Origin of the sequence: Mucilaginibacter mallensis (assembly GCF_900105165.1) — a bacterium.
Classification (GTDB): Bacteria; Bacteroidota; Bacteroidia; order Sphingobacteriales; family Sphingobacteriaceae; genus Mucilaginibacter; species Mucilaginibacter mallensis.
The window spans coordinates 3,762,852-3,786,858 of the sequence record NZ_LT629740.1 but is presented as its reverse complement, the minus strand read 5'-3'; the positions used below and the strand labels follow the sequence as shown (position 1 = coordinate 3,786,858).

Sequence of the window (24,007 nt, the reverse complement as noted above, 5' to 3'; positions counted from 1 at the left end):
AGACGCTGGCAAACTGATATTTCCATTATATAAATTACTTAGATTACAGGCATAAATATTTTACCATGAATAAAAGCATCTTAACATTACTTCTTTTTTTTACCATATTCACTGCAGTTGGTCAAACTGCTAAAGAAACAAAAGTTAATCAGCCAAATGTGATTTATATTTATGCTGATGATTTAGGCTACGGCGATTTAAGTTGTTACGGGGCTACTAAAATTCATACACCCAATGTGGATAAGCTTGCTGCAGCGGGTGTCCGTTTTACAAACGGGCATTGTACCTCGGCAACCTGTACGCCGTCGCGGTATGCCCTGATGACTGGTGAATATCCCTGGCGCAAAAAAGGAACAGGTATTTTACCGGGGGATGCAGCTTTGATTATCCCTACCGATAGAGTTACCTTACCCAATATGTTTAAAAAAGCCGGATATAAAACCGGGATTGTAGGTAAATGGCATTTGGGTTTAGGAAATGCTGTGGCAAAAGACTGGAACGGGGAAGTTAAACCTGGCCCTAATGACGTAGGTTTTGATTATTCCTTCATCTTTCCGGCAACGGCAGACAGGGTGCCTACCGTTTTTTTAGAGAATCATAAAGTGGTAGCGCTGGAAGCTAATGACTCTATTGCTGTAGACTATACCAAAAAGATAGGGAATGACCCTACAGGGAAAGAGCATCCCGAGTTACTAAAATTAAAATCATCGCCAGGGCAGGGCCATGATGGAACTATTGTAAATGGCATAGGCAGAATTGGTTATATGAGCGGCGGTAAATTAGCCCGCTGGGTTGATGAGGAAGTGTCATCAACTTTTTTGGCAAAGGCAGAAGGTTTTATCGAAGAAAATAAAAACAGGCCATTCTTTTTATATTTTGCTATGACGGAGCCGCATGTACCCCGTATGCCGGCAACACGATTTAAAGGTAAAAGTGGTTTAGGCCTGCGGGGCGATGTTATTTTACAACTGGATTGGACGGTGGGTGAAATTATGAAGCAACTCAGGTACCTGGGCATTGAGAAGAATACCATAGTGATATTTACCAGCGATAATGGCCCTGTTCTGGATGATGGTTATCAGGACGAAGCCGTAGCAAAATTAAATGGACATACGCCCGCCGGCCCAATGCGGGGTGGTAAATATAGTGCCCTGGAAGGGGGGACACGAATCCCATTTATTGTCAGATGGCCCGGGGAAATAAAGCCCGGGGTTTCGGATGCATTAGTTTCACAAATGGATTTACTGGCCTCTTTCTCCGGATTTCTTAAACAACCAATACCTGCCGGGAATGCAAGCGATAGTGAAAACGTGATGGATGCTTTATTGGGTAAATCCAATCAGGGCCGTTCGGTATATATTGAGCAGGGTGGAGCACTTGCTATTGTAAAGGATGGGTGGAAATACATTACACCCAATAACGGCGCCCCATATGATAAGTTAGTAGACATAGAAACAGGCAACTCCCCCGAACCCCAGTTATATAACCTGAATGAGGATATTGGAGAAAAATATAACCTAGCTGTTCAATACCCTGCAAAGGTTAAAGAACTTGCCGATTTGTTGGAGTCAATCAAAAATAAAAAGCAATAGACTATTTATTTATTGCTATCCTATGGCCAGCAGTTGGAAGATAAGCCATTAATCCAGGTAAACTCAGTTGTATATAAAACGCGTAATTATAGCTAATTACGCGTTTTCCTTTATACTCAGATATGAACTTTCGCTCCGGATTTGAGTTTTGTGGTTTTACCAAGGTTTCTTAAAGCCCCATTTGTTCCTCAAGCTAGAAACTGGGCGAAATCACTGCGCTTATTTACACTCAATACTATTCCTGTAACTTAAAATATTAGTCTTATTTTTATTTGGATTTATTCTAAATAAGATCTTACTTTGTCGTCATCAACTTATTTAGTCGCTAAATCCATGAAACAAGAATCACCCATACCTCTCGATATATCAAATCCACCCTAAAAATATATACAATAAAAAAGCCCGGTGATCCATCGCCAAACTTCACACCGGGCAAACGCTAATTCATTCTTCAACAAATTAATCATTCAAAGCAAAACTATGAATTCTTTATTACTATGCAGTAATACGTACAAAGCCTTATACCGGAAAATTGTACCCGATCTATTTTTAATCCCTAAGCTGCCCGGCTGCAAAATTTTTCTTTTATTATTGGTAATGGCTGTTCAATCCTCTTTGGCCTATGCCCAGTCGGCTGTTACCGGTGATATTAAAGGAACCGTTAAAACATCCGACGGCAAGGTTGCCGAAGGGGTAACAGTCACAATTAAGGAACTAAAGAGGGGCACTACCGTAAACCGTGAAGGTAAATTCACACTTAACCACATCAAAACAGGAACTTATATTTTATTTGCCAGCTATGTGGGCCTAAAACCACAAATATTGCAGGTTACTGTTGCCACAGATGAAACTGTAAACGTTAATCTGATATTAACCGCAAACAGTCAGCAGTTGACTGAAGTTGTAGTCAGGGGCCAAAAAGCCAACCGCTTTGCTACAACTAAAAGCGATGATGTAGCCAAAATGCCGTTGAATGACCTGGAAAATCCGCAGGTATATTCAACTGTCAGCAGCAGCCTGATGACCGACCAATCGGTTCATAATATTGATGCCGCACTAAAAAATGTGCCCGGCGCATATCAATTATGGGCTGCTACGGACCGGTCGGGTTTTGGCAACGGCAGTTCCTTTGTCCTGCGCGGTTTTCAGCTCAATACTTATTTGAGGAATGGTATAGCATCCAACGTGAGCACCACTATTGATAATGCCAATATAGAAAGCATAGAAGTGTTGAAAGGCCCCTCAGCTACCTTATTTGGCAGTGCCGTAACATCTTATGGCGGCCTCATTAACAGAGTGACTAAAAAGCCTTATGACCAGGCAGGTGGTGAGATAATTTATAGTGGCGGCAGCTATGGTTTTAACCGCCTGACCGCAGATGTAAATACGCCATTGGATTCAGCAAAAAAACTGCTGTTCCGTATCAATACTGCTTTAAATACCCAAAATTCCTGGCAGGATGCAGGCTTCCACCGTAATATATTTTTAGCGCCCAGCCTAATCTATAAAGCTAGTGACCGCTTGTCATTTTCTTTCGATGCGGAACTCTATGCATCGGCAGGAACTACACCTCAAATGTTCTTTTTTAATACAACAGTTGCAGCGCTTGGCGTTAACAGCGCTGACAAGTTAAACCTGGATTATAACCGTTCTTATATTAGTAATGACCTGGTAATGAATTCATCAAACCTGAACTTCTCCGGGCAGATGAATTATAAAATGTCAGATAACTGGACCTCGCAAACCAGCATTTCGGTTGTCAACACTAACTCCAATGGCCCGATGCCTTATTTTTACTTGATGCCGGGTAATAACGAGATACAGCGGAATGTATGGACTATTGAGGGTGGCGATCAAACCTTTGATCTACAGCAGAACTTTATCGGAAAATTCAATATCGGCTCCGTGAAAAACCGTGTAGTGGCCGGCATTGATTATTATAACTATAACGCTAATGTTCGCTATAATGAATTTATGGGCACAGCAGGCGGCCAAACCGCAGCCGATTTATTTGATGTGATAAATACGACAGGTAATATTCCAAACTACCTGAACTTTAACAAAGCTAAAGTTGATTCGGCCTATGCCAACAGCCCGGCCGATCCTTATCCTTATACCATTTATACCAAAGAATATATTACCAGCGCCTACGTGTCAGATGTAATAAATATTACCGATCAACTGATTGCCAATGCCGCTTTACGCGTTGATCATTATGATTTCGCCGGAAATTATAATCCGGTAAATGGTACTACTTCAGGTGGCTATAAACAAACCGCTTTATCGCCCAAGTTTGGCCTGGTGTATCAATTGATTAAAGACAAGGTATCCTTGTTCGGTAATTATCAGAATGGCTTTACCAATGAAACAGGAACGGATTTCCAGGGCCATAGCTTTAAACCAGAGGAAGCAAACCAACTGGAAGGCGGCGTTAAGCTGAATGCCTTTGACGGTAAACTGCGCGGAACTTTTAGCTATTATGATATAAAGGTAGATAATGTATTGCGTACTGATCTTGACCATCCTCAGTTCTCGATACAGAACGGCACGCAGCTTAGCAAAGGAATGGAAGCTGAAGTAACAGCCAATCCCTTTACCGGTTTTAATGTGGTTGCAGGCTATGCTTATAACGATAGCAAATATACCAATGCAGATGCCGATGTAAACGGGTTAAGGCCAAACACATCTGGCCCACAGAACATGGCTAACCTATGGTTGAGTTACCGCTTTACGCAAGATGGAATTAAGGGCTTAGGTGCAGGTTTTGGCGGCAATTACGCTGGAAAAAGCTTAGTGGAAAGCAGTAAAAGTGAGGGGCAGTTTTATGTTCCTGCCTATACCGTATTAAACAGTACGGTGTTTTACGAGACAGGCAGGTACCGTTTTGCTGTATCTGTTGATAATCTGACGAATAAGGAATACTGGATCGGTTGGTATACTGTTAATCCGCAACAGCCGCGCAGCATTAACGGAAGTGTCGCCTTCAGATTTTAACGAATATTAATATATGGCCCAGCTTAAAAGTATTAAAAAATGGTTTTGGTGGCATCGGTGGACGAGCCTGATCTGCACCCTGTTTCTGCTCATGTTATGTATCACCGGCTTGCCGCTGATCTTTGGAGACGAAATAGACGGCTGGCTTAACCCAACCCATTATGCAACCCTGCCGAAGGATACGCCAATGGCTGATCTGGATGGCATGGTAAAGGTTGCCCATGGGCGTTATCCCAAACAACTGGTTGCGTTCATTTTTGTGGATGATGATGAGCCGCAGGTATTAGTTAACATGTCGCCCACCTGGAATCCGGTTGATCCGCTGCGCCATTCCCTGCAGTTTGATAGCCGCACCGGTAAACTGCTGAATGATGAGCCGCCGTTCTCTCAAAAGCCGGCAAGCTTTATCGATATCATGCTGGACCTGCACCGCGGATTATTCCTTGATTTGCCGGGCGAATTGTTTTTAGGGTTGATGGGCGTATTGTTTGTCATTTCCATCATTTCAGGGGTCGTATTATACGGCCCCTTTATGAAGAAACTGGACTTCGGAACTATAAGGAGTGATAAATCCCGCCGACTCAAATGGCTCGATTTGCATAACCTGCTGGGCATTGCTACTGCCGTGTGGCTTTTGGTAGTAGGGACGACGGGTGTGATGAATGAGCTTTCGACACCGCTGTTTGGAATATGGCAGATGACGGATGTAAAAGCCATGCTAAGTAAATACCAGGGCAAGCCATTGGTAAAACAAGACGGATTGAGCTCGGTACAGGCTGCCTATAATACAACCCAAAACACATTGCCGGGTATGCAAATTATGAGCATGGTTTATCCGGGCAATACCTTTGGCAGCCCTTATCATTACTTGGTCTGGACAAAAGGAAATACACCATTGACTTCTCAACTATTTAGTCCGGTTTTGGTTGATGCCAAATCAGGCAAATTGGCTGCTGTGGTGAAAATGCCTGTTTATTTGCGGACGCTTGAGCTTTCGCGGCCATTGCATTTTGGGAATTATGGCGGTATACCGTTAAAAGTAATCTGGGTGCTATTTGATCTGGTTGCTATAGTGATGCTCATCAGTGGGGTTTACCTATGGGTTGTTCGCCGTAAATTTTATAGGAATTATTTTGAACGCCTTGCCGAAGCTGAATTAACTGAGCCCCATCCCAAACAATTAGATCATGAAACAAAATTTTAAAAAAATCTGGCGCATACCTGTGCTGCTTTCTGCCTTGATACTATTTGGTTTGCTGGCCGCTTTGTTAGGTACAGGTTTTTGGTATTGGTTAGCCTGGGCGGCGCTGCTTGTTCCGCTGTTTGTTATTTGCCGGAAGCTCTGGAAACCCAATAGTAGTATAAAAGAAAATGTAATTAAGAATTGAAAATATCAAGTCCTGCTTACCTGCTGAGGATGATCTATCTATGCAGGTAATGCAGGCACTAATTTATCAGTTTATGTGTCAAACCATCGTTTTATGTCGTAAAGGTCCGACTGTTATCAGCCAATGCATGGAGTGTAAGATCCTGAACATTTGGTTGCGAAACCTGCTGTTGAATTTTACACCAGAGCAGTTTAAAATGTTCAAGGATTTTACATCACAGCTGGATGTGGAACAAAGCATGTTTCCTTTCCCTGATGGAGAAGAAAGGCTTGTGTTGCGCACACCTCATAGTGATATCTGCTTTACGTTTAGTATAACCGAATGGGAGGATTTCCAAATGGCAATGGAGGAAGCAGAATATATGCAGCAGGTTTACCAGCTGATACATCATTGAATAAACAGGTTATAAAGCTGACTTATTAAGCATCCTGCTTGCGCTTAAATTCGCTGGGTGTACACTCGTATTTGGCCTTAAATACGGTTGAGAAGTAGTTAGGACTTGAAAAGCCCACCATATAGGTGATCTCTGATATGGAATGGCTTTCGTTAATAAGTAAATATTTGGCTTTTTTTAGTCTGCGGTTCAAAATATAATCTGCTATGCTGCATCCAAGCAAGGCTTTAACTTTGCGGTAAAGCTTTACCCGTGATATTCCTATCAGTTTGCAAATATCATCAACGTTAAAGTGTTCGTTGCCCAGGTTCTGCTCTACAATGCCTGCAAAGTCGTTCAGGAATTTTTTATCCAGTCGCTTTGAAACGGGCATTTTTGCCAGGTCAATATCACTTATAAAGTGTTCTTTAAGTATCAGCCTGTTTTTAATCAGGTTGTTTATAGTGGCTAATAGGTAATCAAGGTTAAACGGTTTGGTAATATAAACATCAGCCATACTGCGGATACCATCAATCTGCTGCTCCACATTGCTTTGCGCAGTTAATAATATAATAGGGATATGCGATGTTCTGATATCAGTTTTTAGGCTTTCCGCGATCTTTTTGCCCGAAATACCAGGCAATACCACATCAGATATCACCAGATCCGGCACACGCTCAAAAGCTTCATTCAACCCTTTCGATCCATCATCGGCAGTAAATATTTCATAGGTTTCTCCCAGTTTATCGCTTAGATAATAAAGCAGGTCGGTATTATCTTCTATAATTAATATGGAAAGCTCTTGTGGCGTACTAAAAGCAGCCGTTGGGTCGGTAATCACCTGTTCATCCAGATCGGCCGTATAAAGCTGGGTGTTATAATCTGTTTCAAGGCGCTCAATAGGATGTTGAGAGGTTTTTTTAGTCGTATTATCCAATGGTAACTTTATGGTAAAGGTTGTTCCCTGCCATTTTTTACTGCTTACCTCAATAGTGCCCTGGTGCAGTAAAACAATTTCCTTTGATAAGGCCAATCCCAACCCCGATCCTTTGGCAGCGCCATTATCAGCCTGGTAAAATTGTTCAAATATATGCTCAACCTCATTCGGCTCCATACCTATGCCATTATCGGTAATGGTTATATCAACCGTGCTGTCGTTATTTTTAGTGACGATAACCTTTATACAGCCATTATTCTTAGTGAATTTTAAGGAGTTGGATAACAGGTTGAAAAATACTTTATCCAGCATATTTACATCAAACCATGCGGTAATATTGGGCTCGCTTGTGCTAAAGGTGAGATGGATATTACGTTTTTGCGCATTATGCTGAAAGTTATCCAGGATATCCTTTACAAAGTCTGCAATATTATTGGGCGATGCATGGATCTGTTGTTTGTCGTATCCGATTTTACGGTAGTCTATCAGTTGGTTGACCAGGCGTAGCAATCTGAATACGTTTTTGTGCATCAGCTTTAAACTCTTTCCGGCAACCAGGTTTAGTTTTTCGTTGCGCATCATATCCTCAACAGGGGAGAGGATGAGCGTTAACGGTGTGCGGAACTCATGCGATATATTGGTGAAGAAATTAAGTTTAGCCTCTGTTGCAGCTTCAGCCCGGGCCGACATTTCAATCAGTTGGTTCCTTTGTGATAATATCTCAGTATTTTTTGTTTCAAGACTTTTGTTGATCTTCCTGTTTTCCATTAGTGAATAAAAAGCCAGTCCCCCGAAAACAATCGCCAATACCAGTGATATCACAATGATGTTGAAGATCACCTGCTGACTGTTATATAACTCCCTTTGCTCTGCAAGCAATGCCTGTTGCCTTTCAATATCCTTTTGCTGACTGTTAATCCTGTTCCATTGCAGCTTCATTAACTGCACGTTGGTTGAATCAATAACTACAGATTGCAGTATGTTTTCCTTAGTGAAAGGTTCCTTGTTCAGTATACGAAAGGCCGTCATGATGGCTTCCTTACCACCGGTTGGATATACCAGGCTCGCATCAATAAGTTTTGATGAAACCATTTGGATACCACCGCCATTGCCGGGCAATGCATCAACCCCAATAACTTTTATAGGGTGTTTTATATTAAGCCGGGTAAGTACATCGCGCGATCCACGGGCCATCACATCGTTATGCGCAAATACAGCATTTACATCGCTAAGATTGTTGCCTAGCTTCATTAACTGGGTTTCAGCATTTGCTTTTAGCCAGTCGCCATACACCTGTGCAGTAATATGTATGCCTGGATATTTTTTAATCCCGTCATCAAAGCCATTTTCCCGTTCAATAGCAGGCGAGGAGCCCGGCAGGCCCATTACTTCAAGCACGTTTCCTTTGCCCTTAAGTAAGTTACCCAGGTATTCCCCGGCCATTTTACCAATCTGGTAATTATCAGCACCTACATAAGCGGTGTATAAGGTTGATGAGGTTTTCCTATCGATCACAATTACCGGGATACCTTTATCATAGATTTGTTCAACAATATCAGTAAGCGGCTGGGCCTCATTAGGGGAGATGATTAGCAGATCAATCCCTTTATTCAGCATTTGCTTTACCTGCTCTACCTGTTTGTTGCTGTTGCCGTTGGCATCTGCATAAATAAATTTAGCGTCAGGGTGCAGGGAGAGCTCCATCTTCATCTCATCCAGCATGGTTTGGCGCCACAGGTCCGACCCAACACACTGAGAGAAACCTATAGTGTATTCCGACTTTACATCTGCCTTATGGCAACCCATTACCACAACGGTTATACATACCATTGCCAGCAATTTAATGCAGCGCCTCATGTTTAAAGTCATCAGCCTTTATAACGTTAAAAATGTGTTGAGTAAAAGATTTAATACTTGGTTTGCAATCTCCGGGGAGTGCATAACAAACTTACCAATAAAAACATTCAAAAATAAAAACGCCGCCCTGGCCCTGGAGCTGCTAATGAAACAAAAACAAACAAACACGTAACAAAATCAAACATTTTTACCTGATTTGTAAAGTTTTTTAATTTTAATCTATTGATTATCAATTGAATGAATGTTTGTGCGTTTTTTATACGCTTTTGATACAAAACCGATAACAGCAGCCTGTTTGATTCTTCATTTTTGGAAAGTAAATCCAATAACACCTTTTATTAATTATGAGAAAACATTCTGTCATGGCATGGTCCATGGTTGTGGCCCTTGGTGGCTTTCTGTTCGGGTTTGATACGGCAGTTATATCAGGCGCCGAAAAATCCATTCAGCAATTCTGGCACCTTTCAGCATTCGAACATGGCTTAACTATATCTATTGCTTTAATAGGAACCGTAATTGGTTCATTGTTAGGCTCCCGGCCATCTGATCGTTTTGGACGTAAAAATACCTTGTATTTTGTAGCGATCGCCTACTTACTATCTTCGCTTGGTACAGCGCTGGCCGATAGCTGGTCAATATTTCTTGTTTTCCGCTTTTTAGGCGGCTTGGGTGTTGGCGCATCTTCGGTAACAGCCCCTATTTATATATCTGAAGTTTCACCGGCTGATAACCGTGGGAAACTGGTTGGCCTGTTCCAGTTCAATGTTGTTTTGGGGATATTGGTTTCATACCTGTCAAATTACCTGATCAGTCAGGGTGGTGATAACTCATGGCGCTGGATGCTGGGTGTGCAGGCCGTACCGGCTTTCATATTTTTATGTTTGATTTATTTAATACCTGAAAGTCCGCGCTGGCTTATTCTTAAAAAGGGTGATACCAAACGCGCTTTGGAAATATTGCGCATCATCAACCCTTTAAATTGTGAACAGGAACTGGTTTCCATTCAAAAATCAGGCACGGACGATCAGGGCAATAAGCACGCTAAGGAGAGCCTGTTCTCGGGTAAATATAAAACCCCGATTATACTGGTTGTGCTGTTTGCCTTTTTTAACCAGGTATCGGGCATTAACGCCATTATTTACTATGCGCCCCGCATTTTTGAAATGGCAGGTTTAGGTCCGCATTCCTCGCTATTATCAACTGTTGGCATCGGGATGATCAATTTTATTTTTACCCTGCTGGGGATAAATATTATAGATAAAGTAGGCCGCCGGGTACTGATGCTGGTAGGTTCTGTAGGGTTGATCGCTTCGCTCTTTGCGGTAGCTTTTACTTTTTACTCGGGGCATTTAAGCGGTTTTGCCATCCCTGTTTATATGATGGTATTTATTGCCTTTTTCGCTTTTTCACAAGGCGCGGTTATATGGGTATTTATTTCGGAGATATTCCCTAACCAGGTTAGGGCCAAGGGGCAAACGCTGGGCAGCTCAACACACTGGATAATGGCGGCTATTATTGCCTTTGGTTTTCCATCAGTTGCAGAATCACTCGGTGGCGCGCCGACTTTCTTCTTCTTTGGCTTTATGATGATGCTGCAACTCATTTTTGTTTGGTTTTTTATGCCGGAAACCAAGGGTACTTCGCTTGAACAGATCGACGCTAAAATTGCAGTACTTCACTAACCTGAAAATATGAAAACAACAGAAAATTATATAACCCCTGCAATTTGTTTCGGCGAAATTTTATGGGATGTTTTGCCTGATGGGCCGCAGCCTGGTGGTGCACCGCTTAACGTAGCTTATCATTTAAATAAAATGGGTATGGCAACCAGCCTTGTAAGTAAAATAGGGAACGACGAAGACGGTAAAAAACTTGCACAACTGCTGGATGATTGGGGTATAAAAAGCCACCTGCTGCAAACAGATGAGGAATACCCAACCAGCCAGGTTATTGCCAAAATGAATAATGGCAATGAGGTTTCCTACGAGATCATCTATCCGGTAGCATGGGATTTCATTAATTATTCAGATAGCATCACAAAGCAGCTTCAGCCATCAACCTACTTTATATATGGCAGTTTGGCTTCGCGGAATGAAACTTCAAGGAAAACACTTTTTGAAATTTTAGAAAGCGATGTGATAAAAGTTTTGGATATTAACATGCGCCCGCCCTATATCGGTAAAGATTTGCTGGGTGATCTTCTTGAAAAGGCCAATATTGTAAAGTTTAACCAGGCCGAACTGGAAATGGTTCAGATGCTTTTCGGAAGTACATCATATAATGAAGCTGCGCAGGTGATATTTATACAGCATCATTTCAATATATCGGAAGTGATCATTACCAAAGGAGAATTTGGGGCATCCTATTACAAAAATGATAAGGGCTACCATGTATGGGGCAGCGAGGTTAAGGTAGTTGATACTATAGGCAGCGGCGACTCATTTTTAGCAGCTTTTTTAGCTGGACATTATTTAAATGAAGAGCCACAGGTAATATTAAAAAATGCTATAGCGATGGGCGGATTTATAGCAACAAGAAAGGGCGGTTGCCCTGATTACCAGTTAAGCGAATACAATGTTTTCAGAGAAAAAATTTTCAAAACCAAATTATAAACCAGCCATACAAATTAAAAACCAATACTTAGAATTATGAGAAAACTATTACTCTTTTGTTCCTTGCTTGTGATGTTAGCAGGCGGAGCTTATGCACAAACCCGGCAAATCAGCGGCATCGTGTCTGACAAAAATTCGCAGGCACTTCCGGGTGTAACGGTTGTTGTATTAGAAACCCAAAAAGCAACTATAACAGATGCCGGCGGCAAATTCAATGTTACGGCAGCAGTTGGCCAAACGCTCAGATTTTCATATGTAGGGGTAAAACCTATTATAGTGAAAGTAGCAGATGGCACTAAAACGCTGAATATTGTTTTTAAGGAAAGCGCAACTGATTTAAATGAGGTTGTAGTAACCGGTTATACATCTGAAAAGAAAAAAGACCTTACAGGTGCCGTTACCGTAGTAAATGTAAACGATATTAAGGATATACCGGAAGGTAATGCAGTAAAAGCATTACAGGGCCGGGTACCCGGCATGACCATATTTGCTGATGGATCGCCAAACGGAGCGGTAACAGTAAGGCTGCGGGGAACTACCACACTAAACGATAATGATCCGCTATATATTATTGATGGTATCCCGACTGAAAGGGGATTACAGGAAATTAATCAGAATGATATTGAATCTATCCAGGTTTTACGTGATGCTTCGTCGGCCACTATTTACGGATCAAGGGCCGCCGCCGGGGTTATCATCATAACAACAAAAAAAGGCAAGAATGGCACACAAAGAATTGATTTTAATGCATCAACTTCGCTGCAATATTATAACAGCAAACTGTCGCCGCTTAACACCATACAGCATGGGCAGGCTTACTGGCAGGCACAGGTTAATGATGATGAATTTGGCCCCAATGTAGCTAGTCCGATCGACCCATCGGTTAGCAATGGTATATATACTTATGACTGGAATAAGAATTACAGCAACCCGCAGTTAAACAGCGTAATTGTACCTGCTTATATTGATGCTGCTCATACCATGAAGTCGGCAAATACCAATTGGTTTAATGAAATATCACAAACCTCCATCTTACAAAATTATAGCCTTACCATATCAAACGGATCGCCGCATGGTAATTCATTGTTTTCGGTTGGATACTATAATGATAAAGGTATTATTAAGGAAACTGGCGATACAAAATATAATGCCAGGTATAACTCTGATTATAATTTCTTTAATGGCAGGCTAAAAATTGGCGAAACGCTTTCTGCTACTTATATGAAGGACCCTGTATTGCCAACCTCAAGTATAACCATTCTATCATTAATTGAGAACCCTATTATTCCGGTTCATACAGTTGATGGTGGTTGGGGAGGCCCCGTTGCCGGTATGGATGACCGGGATAACCCGGTTAGGCTTATTGAGGATAACAAGCAAAATGTTAATGCCTTCGGAAGGGTGTTTGGTAATGCTTATATCGATCTGGCTATTCTACCAAATCTTCATTTTAAAACTACTTACGCTGCCGACTTTGCAGGTAATTATTTCAGGTCGTTGCAATTACCTTATGTGGCAGGCTTTTTATCCAATCCGGCAAACCAGGTTGGCCAGTCAACCGATTATGAGGTAACAGAAACATGGCAGAATCAATTAACCTACGATCTTAATCTGGGTAAAAGCAAGTTCAACTTTTTGGCAGGTGAGGAAAATATCAAGGACAAATACCAGAACTTTAACGCAAGCGCGCAGGGGCTGGCATTAAATAATATTGACTATGCCTACCTGAGCGCGGGTACAACTAACATAGTTGTTAACGGTGGCGGTAGTGGTGATGCCTTGCTTTCCTATTTTGGTAAAGCCACCTATTCATACGATGATAAATACCTTGCATCTGCAACAGTAAGGAGGGATGGGTCCTCAAAATTTGGTTCCGATAACAGGTATGCGGTTTTCCCCGCCGGGTCAGTTGGGTGGAGAGTGAGCCAGGAGGATTTTGTAAAAGATAATATGCCGTTTATTTCAGATCTGAAATTACGTTATGGATGGGGGCAAACAGGTAACCAAAACATCAACAATAACGCAATTTATTCACTTTACCAGTCTATATATGGTAATGCAGCAGCCTTTAGCGGCGATAGCGGCAGCGCGTATGATTTAAATGGTAAAGGTTCAGGAACATTACCTTCCGGCTTTACATCAACCCAAACAGGCAACCCTAAGCTAAAATGGGAAACTACAACACAATCAAACTTTGGTTTAGATTTTGGCTTATTCAACAATAAATTCACCGGGTCATTTGATTATTTCATCAAAAACACCACCAATATTTTAATTGAGCCACCATACCTGGCTGTACTTGGCGAGGGTGGTAATGAATACCTTAACGGTGCATCAATGGAAAATAAGGGTTTTGAAACGCTACTTTCATACAATGGTAATATAACACACGATATTACATTTAATGTAACAGGCAATATCGCGGCCTATCGTAATAAGGTAACTAAATTACCATCAGATGTACTTACCGGCTACCCGGGCAATGGCACTACAGAAACCGTATTGGGCCGTTCTATAAACTCCGAATACGGGTATGTGGTACAAGGGATATTTACATCAGCTGCCGAGGTAGCAAATTCAGCCGCTCAACCTGGTAAAGGATTAGGCAGGATAAGATATGAGGATTTGAACAATGATGGTGTGATTGACCAGAATGACCAGAAATTCCTGGGTACATCTGACCCTAATTTCACTTATGGCTTAAATACTTCAATCGGGTACAAAGATTTTAATCTTACATTTTTCTTTCAGGGGGTTGAGGGTGGTTTAGTGTATAACTCTTATAAATACTTAACCGATTTTACCTCGCTTGCGCCTGGTTCAAATTGGGGGACAAGGACGCTACAGGCATGGACACCGCAAAACCCTAAGTCAACTATTCCGGCGCTTACATTAATCGATGCTAATAACGAGGGGCGTTATTCTACCTATTTTCTTGAAAGCGGCTCATATCTTAAACTTAGGAATATACAATTGGCTTACGACCTGAAAAACGCGCTTAAGAAAATAAAGATCCAGCGAGCTACAGTATATATACAGGCCAGCAATTTATTAAAGTTCAAGAGTTCAACTTATACAGGGCCTGATCCGGAGAACCCGGGTAATGCTTATCCAATACCGGTAATAACAACAATAGGCGTTAATTTTTCCTACTAGTAAATATATAAGAACATGAAAAATTTTAAATATATAGCGGCACTTATTTTATGTACAGTATTTGTGTCGTGCAAAAAATACCTGGATGAAACACCACAGGGCGTAGTTTCATCGGCCGATCTGACAACCCCTGCTAATACCGATGCTATGGTTACCGCAGCGTATTCATACTTAGGTAATGACCATTATACTTATCCCTTCAGTAGCATGTGGGCCTTTGGTAGTATCCGCAGCGGCGATGCCTATAAAGGCGGGGGCGGCTCGGGTGATGTAGTTGAGTTTAATGAATATGAAACCTTTTCAACCAATGTGATCACCAATGCGTCAAGTGATGCGGTGTTTTACCAGCTATACGTAGGTATTGCAAGGGCAAATACGGCCCTTACCTTAGTAGAGGGCCAATCAGTGGCTAATTATCCTCAAAAAGTTGAAAGAGAGGCTGAGCTACGGTTTTTGAGGGGCCATTTTTATTTTCTTTTAAAGATATTGTTTAACCATGTTCCATGGATTGACGAAACACTTCAAAAATCTGCTGCCAGTTATGGCGCGGTTTCAAATGTGGCTTTAACCAGCGATCAGCTATGGACAAATATTGCTAATGATTTCCGTTTTGCAGCTACAAACTTACCGGCAATACAATCACAGGTTGGGCGGGCAAGCAAAGGCGCAGCACAATCTTACCTGGCTAAAACGCTTTTATACCAGGCCTACACGCAGGATGATAATAATAATGTAACAGGCATAGATCAAACAAAGCTGGCCGAAGTAAATACATATTGCGACAGTGTGATCAATTCAGGGCATTATAGCCTTAATCCAGACTTTGCAAATAACTTTTTACCACAATATGGTAATTCCTCCGAATCCATATTCTCCATTCAATATTCTAAGAACGATGGTACGCCTCTGGGCAGGCTTGATTATGGCCATTGTCTTGATTACCCTATGAATGTACAGTATGGCTGCTGTGGTTTCCACGTGCCAAGCAACAACATGGTTAATGCCTTTAAAACCGGCGCCAACGGCTTGCCTGAGTTTGATACGTTTAATAATACTGACGTAGTATCTACAGACGGCTATTCATCCAATACATTTGATCCGCGGCTCGATCATACTGTGGCTATACCGGGCCATCCTTACAAATACCAGACAGCTTTATTGTACGATGCATCGTGGGCGCGTGCACCACAAACATATGGTCCGTTATTAAGTATGAAGGAAACCGTTGCTTATACTGATCCATCGTTCACCAGGTTCCCGCCATTTATGTCGAGCTCAAAGGATTGGGAGATTATCCGCTATGCCGATGTATTATTAATGAAAGCTGAAGCATTAATAAAAATGGGACAGGAAAATGCTGCATTGCCATTAATAAATGAAGTGAGGCAAAGAGCCATGAATAGCACGGCTTTACTTGTACAGGCCAATGGCCAGCCAACGTCAAACTATAAAATGGATATTTATAAGCCCGGTGTTAATTGCACTTGGACAAATGATTATGCCTGGCAGGCGCTGATGTTTGAACGAAGACTGGAGTTTTCAATGGAAGGGTACAGGTTTTTCGATCTTGTTAGGTGGGGAATTGCCGATACCTATCTTAACAGTTATTTCGCTGTGGAAACAACCCGTACACCTCACTTAGCCGGGGCGCATTTTACTAAAAATCGTGATGAGTATCTCCCAATATCATTAAACCAGATAAACTTTAGTAAAGGTTTATATAAACAGAACCCCGGGTGGTAATATTAAAATAAATAGTTTGTGTTAATGAACTGTTCATCATTATTGATGAGCAGTTCTTTTATCTAGGTGTTCGGAAGATTAAAAAAGGGAGTCATGCTGAGGTACTCGAAGCATGCGGGCAAAGGCCTTTACGCTTACCCTTCGAGTGCCTCAGGGTGACCCCGCGCTCAATATTTATAAGAAAATATATCTTCCGAACATTTATGATCATTTTATACAAATGCAAACCAACAAACATAACTCATGCTAACTAATTATATTACAATGCCAATTTTAACCCATAAATTTAAAACCATGTATAAAGCAAAGTTCATTGCATTGCTGCTGATGCTGGCAGCCGTAAAGTCAATTGCGCAGCAGATAACACCAACCCCGCAATGGCGCCCGGTATATCATTACAGCCCGCCAACAAATTGGACTAACGACCCCAACGGGTTGATGTACCTGAACGGTGAATTTCAGCTATATTATCAAAAAAATCCCTTTGAAAATAAATGGGGGCACATGAGTTGGGGCCATGCGACCAGTAAGGACCTGGTACATTGGAAAAATTATCCGGTAGCCATACCCGAAGTTGTTACAAAGGATACCACAACCTCGATCTTTTCCGGCTCAGCAGTGCTGGACAAGGACAATACAAGCGGTTTTGGTATAAATGGTAAAGCACCGTTGGTTGCAATTTTCACAGCCGATCAGCCTAAGCAAAAAAAGGAATCACAATTTATTGCCTATAGTAATGATAATGGCTTATCCTATAAACTGTATGCCCATAACCCGGTTATCGATCTTAACAAAAGCGACTTTCGTGACCCCAATGTTTTTTGGTACGCGCCAACTAAAGAATGGGTTATGACGGTATCAATGGTTAACGAGCATATGGTGAGGTTTTACGGTTCGAAAAATTTAAAGGACTGGACAAAGCTGAGTGACTTCGGTCCGGCAGGCTTTACTAAAAACGGTTGGGAATGCCCGTCAATATTGCCGTTAACTGTTGATGGTGACCCTGCTAAAACCAAATGGGCGCTTTTTGTATCATCAGGTGGCGGCCATGGTCCGCTGATCCAATATTTTGTTGGTGATTTTGATGGTATAACATTTAAAAATGATAATGCTGACGACAAAGTTTTAACGGTAGATTACGGCGATTGCTTTTACGCTGCGATAGCCTGGCGAAATGCTCCTGCCAATAAAAAGATACTTTTAGGCTGGCTGCAAAATGGTAAGCCTGAAACTTACCCTTGGAAGGGCCAAATGGCCATCCCCCGCGATCTGTCATTAAAAACAATGGATGAGGGCTTAAGGTTAATCCAAACTCCATCTACTATTATTAGTTCATCTTTATCAAAACTAGTTAACAATAATGTATTTACAGCTAAAGATCTGGCTATTGGCAGCAAAGGTGTTAAACTATCGAAACTCGGCCACTTCGATAGCAATGCTTATTGGATCGACGCGGAGTTTAAACTAAACGGTGCAAAGAAAGCAGGCTTTTATATTACAGAACTAAAGGGTGCTGATGGAACGGTTGCAAAAAAAGTAGCCGTTGGTTACGATGCTGTTAAACAGGAATTGTATATTGATTGCACCACTGCCGAAAAGGAAAATAAACCTGCCGATAACCTGGTTTTAACAGCCCCAATGAAAGCTGTAAATGGCAAAGTTAGGATACATGTACTGATGGACAGATCATCCCTTGAAGTATTGGGTAATGGCGGCGAAAAGGTAATTTCAACCATGATATATCCTGAAGCAGGCGCTAATGGATTATCAGCATTCAGCGATGGCAAGGCAGTAATAAGCAGCCTGAAGATGTGGGATATGAGTATATTGGGAAAGTAGTTTGTTAATATAAAGTTCATTATAAAAAGGACAGGGCATAATTTATGCCCTGTCCTTTTTGTTCATAGCGTATCGTTAATCCTTATCCCAGGCTGTGCCCTTGAGTTCTTTGCGTTCGGCAAGCTTATTATCGGGGATAGCTACCGCTACCCATGGTTTGTTCATTTCCCCGATATGCCCATGCCATATGAGTTGAGCAGTTTTTCCGGGTTGCAGGTTAATTTCCTTCGAAGCATCATCCAGCGTTAAATTATCGGTGCGGAAACTGAAATGATGGCTGCCATTACCCTGTGCTGTTAACCTGATCGTTACCACGCCGTTCGCATCAGTTTGTTTTGATACAGTATAGTTTAACATTTCGACCGGCCTGCATTCCAGTTCATAGGATGAACCCGGTAAAAAAGTTTGTGTTTGGGTACGACCGCCGCTGGTGACTTTGTATTCACCTTCGGGGATAGTCGTTTTAAAATGACCTGATGTTGCACTTACAGTGATACGTTGGTGCGTATGCAATTCCTCAAAAATTATCGGTGCATCCGCCAGGCCCTGAACCATAGCAGGCCCCTCGATGGCCGATAGCAGCCAGATCCAGTTGGTTACCGGATGCCCCCAGATCTCCTTATAGGTCCACATGGCCTGTACCGGCCAGTAAGGGGCGTCGGCATCACCACGGGTTTGTATCCCCACAGGTAAACCGCCCACCATGTCTCCGGATGACGGGGAGTAAAGTGGTACAAAATCATAACCCTCGCCATACATGGTGCTTTCCGCAAAGGGATTTCGCCCGATGATCCACTCCAGTTGGTGGGTCGCCAGTCCCTCAGCGGCTAAATCACCACGCAGCTGCCCAGCGCTGGCCAAGGCCTGGGCCTGCGGCAAAATGGTGCCAAAGTTGCCCCGGTAGTCCATCCATACCGGAAAGATCCGCAGGTAATGGTCCTTGCCTAAAGATATCCCCTGCAATACCTGCTGGCGGAATGAGGGTTGCCGGCTTTCGGGCACATGGCGGTATTCAGTGTCGGTATAAATTGATGCAGGCATCATATCATATGGCGCGGAATATTTTGCAATGGTTTTAAGATATTCGGCATAAAGTGTTACCGATGCATACCATTTTATCCAGTCATGGTGATTGGGGAAAGCATTGCAAAGCGCGGTTAGCGCCATGGCTGGTGCCTGTTCGCGGCCCCGATGGCAATAATGCAGTATGCGTTCCTTAGTGGTAGTGGTATAAAAGAAGCCGGTTAATGGTGTGTCCCAATCTGTGCGCTGCTGTTGCTGGGCATTCATGATCACAGGCGCTAACGAAGTTGCCAGTTTTTCATATTGCTGATCGCCAGTCGCTTTCCACAAGTTTACCGATGCAAGGATAGCCTGAGATGGTAATTCATCCTCCACATTATTTGAGTCGAATGTACCACGCCATATATCTTTTGATGGCTTAACAAACGGCATCCCCGCTAGGGCAAACTGCCAATCGCTTTCAGCGGTTTTTAAGGCATAGGCCGCTAAGTCAGGGTCGCTGTCTTTTAATACACGGTAGGCCTGGGCTTCAACGCCTGACGCTTCAAAATTGGCCATAGGGCTGTTTTGCGCGGTAGCTATTGGATCATCATCATCACCGATTATATTATTGGTCCTGCGGCTGTTTAGCGAGCCTGTATTGCGGTAGCCATCACCAAAATTATTCTTCAATATCCAGTCGAGGCCCCATTTAGCTTCTTCAAGCACACGGTCATACAATTCGGGGTTGTTATCTCGCTGGTGCAGTTTTTCAGCCATGCTGAATAAAGCAGCGGTGATCTCCTCCGTGCCTTCAAAGCTTTGAGAAAGATCGCCTGCATCGTGCCAGCCGCCGTTGGTCACTATTTTCCTGTTTCCGTGGGTACAAACCCAGTCATTATGTTCGTTGCCATGTATGCCGGGTATAGCTATGCCGCAGCGTTCAGCATAAAAGAAATTGAGGGCTTTCCATACGGTACGTTCGTAAACATCATCGCCGATGCGGAAAGGCTTGGTCACCACATCCCCGGCTACCAATACATAATTGCCTGGCTTTCTTATCTCCGAAAAATCCATCACCTGGAATTTTCCGATAGCGGAGCTGACATTAGCCACAGGTTTACTCAATACTACTTTATGGCTATCCTGATCGATCAGCCGGAATATTTTTGCATCGATATTACTGATAATAGCACTTTTTTGAGCCCCGGTTTGGTAGCCGGTATGTGGGTAAGAAATGCGGCCTTTCCATACATCCCAGCCTTCTATCTTGTCTGGGTCAACCTTTTCCAGGTCCAACTGATCAAAATAAAAACGGATCTTATCGGCTTCGCCGGGATAGCTGCCGGATAAACCGTAGGATATTTCAAAGCTGGTTACTTTATCCCGGGCAACGTTGCTGATCTCCCAAACCACATGGTTCCACTGGTGGTTTTTTAACACCCACGAGGTTTGCCCTTCCTGTCCGAATATAGCAGGCAACTTTTCCTTGCCATCGTTATAAAGCTGTGCATCCAGTGCTGTGGTATAAAAACCGGGCAGGTCGGGATAGATCCAGATGGAGATGCGGTTATATTTTGTCCAGTCCTCGCCATTGAATATGCGCCTGATGCCCGATCTTCCCCAGCCACGGCCATTCAGCGGCGCAGGGCCATTAAGCCGGGTAGGAGTTGTCATTAATAGCGATTGACTGCCCTCATGAACAAATTGTTTAGACAATTCAATGGTGGCTACAGAGCTGCTGGAATCGGGGGTGGTGATCACCTTTCGGGCATCAACAACCTGTACACCTGATGAAGTGAATGATCGCCAGTTGTCGAGGTGCTCCATATCATCCAGCGGCCGCTTATCATACACCTTTTTATTTAGCCAGCGGTAGGCTGCCGAATCTTTAAATTCAGCTTCCAATGGCTTACGTTCAACATAAAACCCGGATAACAAAGCAAGGGCCAAAAAAGGATAAAGATGTTTCATGCGGAACTGATTGACTTATAAAGTAAAAGAAGTGTTTTTGGCTGACATTTTCTTGGATCGGACAAAAATGCAGGCGGTTTTGGCCTCTACATTACTTCTACAACAGTAAGTGCATTGTTTTTATGCTCAATTTCGATAAAAAAATACCATCTTTTGATACGTTTCCTTTGAAAGGAATCCGCTAACTTGAAAGTTCTTTAGGTTAAACTAATTATAGTACTACTTATGAATACCAGGAGAGATTTTTTGAAAAAAGCAGGCCTGGCCAGTTTAGCACTGCAACTGGCTCCGGTTTTATCATGGGCTGACAGGCCTGTGGCAGCTAAAGCAGTTAATGAGGGCCGCGTACTGCGGGTAGCCATTATGGGCCTGGGAAGTTACGGTACAAGGGTAGCTGAAGCCATGCTTTCATGTACACGAGCTAAATTGGTTGGTGTGATCAGCGGTACACCCTCCAAGATCACCGACTGGCAGAGCAGGTATGGTATACCAGAAAAGAACTGCTACAATTATGAGAATTTTGATGCTATTAAGGACAACCCCGATATCGACGCGGTGTACATAATAACACCTAATGCCCTGCATCATGACCAGGTGATACGTGTAGCCAAAGCAGGCAAACATGTGATCTGCGAAAAGCCAATGGCTATAAATGCTAAAAAAGGGCAGGAGATGGCAGATGCCTGTAAAGCGGCGAATGTGCAATTACTGGTAGGTTACCGGATGCATTTTGAACCCAAAACATTGGAGGTGATCCGTAAAAGAAAAGCGGGCGACTTTGGAAAGATCACTTTCTTTCAGGGGCTATGCGGGTTTACTATTGGCGACCCTACACAATGGCGTTTGAATAAGCAACTGTCGGGAGGCGGATCAATGATGGATATAGGTATTTACGCCGTGAATGGCGCCCGTTACATGGTAGGCGAAGAACCTGTTTGGGTTACGGCCCAGGAAACTAAGACCGACCCGGTTAAATTTAGGGAGGGCATAGATGAAACCATACAATTTCAATTTGGCTTTCCGAGTGGCGCAGTAGCATCTTGTTTGTCTACTTACCATATGAACTACCTGGACAAGTTTTTCCTGAACGGCGAAAAGGGTTATGCGGAGATGCAGCCATCAACAGGTTATGGGCCGATAATCGGGCATACGAATGCTGGCGAATTGACGCAGCCGGTAACCAACCACCAAACAGTGCAGATGGACGAGATGGCAGCCATCCTGTTTGATGGAATGCAGCCTGTTGTACCGATTGACGGGCAGGAAGCAATCAGGGACTTGAAGGTGATCGACGCGATATATCTTGCTGCAAAAACAGGTAAAAAGATCGGGATCTCTATTTAATAATCTATTACTATCAGCCAAGGCGCTAACCTTATAGTAGCCAGATACACAGCTTACAGTTTACGTAAGCTGTGAATTGCAACTTTGTGCTCTTCAATTAATGAGGTAGCATCATCCTTTCGTTATGTAATTTCACCAACACTTTATTCATCGATTTAAAGCACGCGTTAATCGATTCATTTCGAGCTTTGAATTGGCGGCCCTTTATTTTTAATACAAATTTTAAACCCCTATAAAATCTCTATTAAAATGAAAAAGAATTACGCATTTTTAATAGCAGCAGGCATGCTGCTATTGTTTTCTTCATGTTCAAAAGATGCTGCTAAATCAACAAAAAGCAGCTCTTCAACAACATCAACAACAATTACATCAACGGCATTAAGCAGTGTGCAAGGCATATCACTTGCCGTAACTGATTCAACCGGCAGCAGTGATACACTTTATGCGATTAAGTGTTATCCAAAGGGTGGCAAGCCTGATTCCATCGCATTCAGCAGTTTGCCAACCGCTGTCGGTACTTATTTAACTGCTAATTATTCGGGCTATACGTTTTTAAGGGCCTTTAAAACGTTAACCCAATCAGGCAGTGTTGACGGTTATGTAGTGGTCATAAAATACAATGGCAAGCCCGTTGCGCTTAAATTTGATTCCAGCGGAACTTTTATTGCAGTATTGGAGCAAATGGACATGAAGGATATGAAGTCAGGTCAGCCATGGCACCCCGGCGGCCCGTTTGGTAACCGTAATGGCATGCATCAGGACACCGTGGCTATCAGCGCGTTGCCAGCCACAATCACCGCTTATTTTAAAGCAAATTACCCTGCCGATACGCTTTTACACGCGGTAATAAACCCCGACAGCAGTTATACCATCATCAGCAAGGATAATAGTTTATTTGTGACCAATTTCTCCGCCAAACTAAAATTTGTGAACCGGATTGAAGTTCTGCCTTTTGAACCACAAAAACCTATAAAGGAGGCTGATCTTTTAACCAGTATAACTACCTATTTAACAACTACCTATCCCGGCTATGTGTTCGATAACGCTTTTGAAATACTGAAAGGCAGCACAGTTGAAGACTATGTAGTATTTATTGATGCTAATAATACACGTTACGCCATAGCGTTTAACTCAAGCGGCACATTTATAAAAAGTGTTACCCTAAAATAACCCCTGTTATCCTGTTTTATAAATTT

Annotated in this window: 14 protein-coding genes; 12 read left to right on the top strand and 2 right to left on the bottom strand. The window is 42.7% G+C overall.

Annotation, left to right across the window (positions count from 1 at the left end):
• Window positions 1–65: 65 nt before the first annotated feature.
• The 5 genes from BLU33_RS15270 to BLU33_RS15250 all read left to right on the top strand — a co-directional run bounded on the left by BLU33_RS15270 (window position 66) and on the right by BLU33_RS15250 (window position 6,368).
• Complete coding sequence (locus BLU33_RS15270) at window positions 66–1,592, top strand: sulfatase family protein (RefSeq protein WP_091374706.1); 1,527 nt, start codon at window positions 66–68, stop codon at window positions 1,590–1,592.
• A 480-nt stretch (window positions 1,593–2,072) separates the two neighbouring features.
• The gene (locus BLU33_RS15265) at window positions 2,073–4,586 is read left to right on the top strand and encodes a TonB-dependent receptor (RefSeq protein WP_091374703.1); all 2,514 of its coding nucleotides are present in this window, start codon (window positions 2,073–2,075) and stop codon (window positions 4,584–4,586) included.
• A gap of 13 nt (window positions 4,587–4,599) precedes the next feature.
• Complete coding sequence (locus tag BLU33_RS15260) at window positions 4,600–5,790, top strand: PepSY-associated TM helix domain-containing protein (protein ID WP_091374699.1); 1,191 nt, start codon at window positions 4,600–4,602, stop codon at window positions 5,788–5,790.
• Window positions 5,774–5,974, top strand: coding sequence for a hypothetical protein (locus BLU33_RS15255; protein ID WP_091374695.1), 201 nt, complete (start codon window positions 5,774–5,776; stop codon window positions 5,972–5,974). Before BLU33_RS15260 ends, BLU33_RS15255 begins: the two co-directional genes overlap by 17 nt.
• A gap of 127 nt (window positions 5,975–6,101) precedes the next feature.
• Window positions 6,102–6,368 (top strand): DUF6686 family protein, encoded by a 267-nt coding sequence (locus BLU33_RS15250; RefSeq protein WP_232009304.1) that lies wholly within the window; start codon window positions 6,102–6,104, stop codon window positions 6,366–6,368.
• Window positions 6,369–6,393: 25 nt separating this feature from the next.
• On the opposite strand, the gene BLU33_RS15245 is transcribed toward BLU33_RS15250, so the two are convergent.
• Window positions 6,394–9,141 carry a substrate-binding domain-containing protein gene (locus BLU33_RS15245; RefSeq protein WP_232009303.1) on the bottom strand — a complete coding sequence of 916 codons (2,748 nt, stop codon included), beginning with the start codon at window positions 9,139–9,141 and terminating at the stop codon, window positions 6,394–6,396.
• A 344-nt stretch (window positions 9,142–9,485) separates the two neighbouring features.
• Here BLU33_RS15245 and BLU33_RS15240 point away from each other — a divergent pair, with 344 nt between their 5' ends.
• From BLU33_RS15240 to BLU33_RS15220, 5 genes are all read left to right on the top strand, one after another.
• Complete coding sequence (locus tag BLU33_RS15240) at window positions 9,486–10,823, top strand: sugar porter family MFS transporter (protein WP_091374691.1); 1,338 nt, start codon at window positions 9,486–9,488, stop codon at window positions 10,821–10,823.
• Window positions 10,824–10,832: 9 nt separating this feature from the next.
• The gene (locus BLU33_RS15235) at window positions 10,833–11,753 is read left to right on the top strand and encodes a carbohydrate kinase family protein (protein ID WP_091374688.1); all 921 of its coding nucleotides are present in this window, start codon (window positions 10,833–10,835) and stop codon (window positions 11,751–11,753) included.
• A gap of 36 nt (window positions 11,754–11,789) precedes the next feature.
• The gene (locus BLU33_RS15230; protein WP_091374685.1) at window positions 11,790–14,909 is read left to right on the top strand and encodes a SusC/RagA family TonB-linked outer membrane protein; all 3,120 of its coding nucleotides are present in this window, start codon (window positions 11,790–11,792) and stop codon (window positions 14,907–14,909) included.
• Window positions 14,910–14,924: 15 nt separating this feature from the next.
• Window positions 14,925–16,652 carry a RagB/SusD family nutrient uptake outer membrane protein gene (locus tag BLU33_RS15225; protein WP_091374683.1) on the top strand — a complete coding sequence of 576 codons (1,728 nt, stop codon included), beginning with the start codon at window positions 14,925–14,927 and terminating at the stop codon, window positions 16,650–16,652.
• 264 nt (window positions 16,653–16,916) lie between these two features.
• Window positions 16,917–18,491, top strand: coding sequence for a glycoside hydrolase family 32 protein (locus BLU33_RS15220; RefSeq protein WP_232009302.1), 1,575 nt, complete (start codon window positions 16,917–16,919; stop codon window positions 18,489–18,491).
• Window positions 18,492–18,566: 75 nt separating this feature from the next.
• Here the strand turns inward: BLU33_RS15220 and BLU33_RS15215 are convergent, their stop codons facing one another.
• Complete coding sequence (locus BLU33_RS15215) at window positions 18,567–21,467, bottom strand: glycoside hydrolase family 9 protein (RefSeq protein ID WP_091374681.1); 2,901 nt, start codon at window positions 21,465–21,467, stop codon at window positions 18,567–18,569.
• A 225-nt stretch (window positions 21,468–21,692) separates the two neighbouring features.
• Between BLU33_RS15215 and BLU33_RS15210 the strand changes: the two genes are divergently transcribed.
• Window positions 21,693–22,811, top strand: coding sequence for a Gfo/Idh/MocA family protein (locus tag BLU33_RS15210; RefSeq protein WP_091374678.1), 1,119 nt, complete (start codon window positions 21,693–21,695; stop codon window positions 22,809–22,811).
• Between the two features lie 249 nt (window positions 22,812–23,060).
• Window positions 23,061–23,981 carry a PepSY-like domain-containing protein gene (locus BLU33_RS15205; RefSeq protein ID WP_091374675.1) on the top strand — a complete coding sequence of 307 codons (921 nt, stop codon included), beginning with the start codon at window positions 23,061–23,063 and terminating at the stop codon, window positions 23,979–23,981.
• Window positions 23,982–24,007: the final 26 nt, after the last annotated feature.

What these genes read in the sequence shown, in the direction of transcription:
- BLU33_RS15270 (WP_091374706.1), top strand. Translation starts at nt 66, where the DNA reads ATGAATAAAAGCATCTTAACATTACTTCTTTTTTTTACCATATTCACT.
- BLU33_RS15265 (WP_091374703.1), top strand. Translation starts at nt 2,073, where the DNA reads ATGAATTCTTTATTACTATGCAGTAATACGTACAAAGCCTTATACCGG.
- BLU33_RS15205 (WP_091374675.1), top strand. Translation starts at nt 23,061, where the DNA reads ATGAAAAAGAATTACGCATTTTTAATAGCAGCAGGCATGCTGCTATTG.
- BLU33_RS15210 (WP_091374678.1), top strand. Translation starts at nt 21,693, where the DNA reads ATGAATACCAGGAGAGATTTTTTGAAAAAAGCAGGCCTGGCCAGTTTA.
- BLU33_RS15230 (WP_091374685.1), top strand. Translation starts at nt 11,790, where the DNA reads ATGAGAAAACTATTACTCTTTTGTTCCTTGCTTGTGATGTTAGCAGGC.
- BLU33_RS15240 (WP_091374691.1), top strand. Translation starts at nt 9,486, where the DNA reads ATGAGAAAACATTCTGTCATGGCATGGTCCATGGTTGTGGCCCTTGGT.
- BLU33_RS15255 (WP_091374695.1), top strand. Translation starts at nt 5,774, where the DNA reads ATGAAACAAAATTTTAAAAAAATCTGGCGCATACCTGTGCTGCTTTCT.
- BLU33_RS15215 (WP_091374681.1), bottom strand. Translation starts at nt 21,467, where the DNA reads ATGAAACATCTTTATCCTTTTTTGGCCCTTGCTTTGTTATCCGGGTTT.
- BLU33_RS15235 (WP_091374688.1), top strand. Translation starts at nt 10,833, where the DNA reads ATGAAAACAACAGAAAATTATATAACCCCTGCAATTTGTTTCGGCGAA.
- BLU33_RS15225 (WP_091374683.1), top strand. Translation starts at nt 14,925, where the DNA reads ATGAAAAATTTTAAATATATAGCGGCACTTATTTTATGTACAGTATTT.
- BLU33_RS15260 (WP_091374699.1), top strand. Translation starts at nt 4,600, where the DNA reads ATGGCCCAGCTTAAAAGTATTAAAAAATGGTTTTGGTGGCATCGGTGG.
- BLU33_RS15220 (WP_232009302.1), top strand. Translation starts at nt 16,917, where the DNA reads ATGCCAATTTTAACCCATAAATTTAAAACCATGTATAAAGCAAAGTTC.
- BLU33_RS15245 (WP_232009303.1), bottom strand. Translation starts at nt 9,141, where the DNA reads ATGAGGCGCTGCATTAAATTGCTGGCAATGGTATGTATAACCGTTGTG.
- BLU33_RS15250 (WP_232009304.1), top strand. Translation starts at nt 6,102, where the DNA reads ATGGAGTGTAAGATCCTGAACATTTGGTTGCGAAACCTGCTGTTGAAT.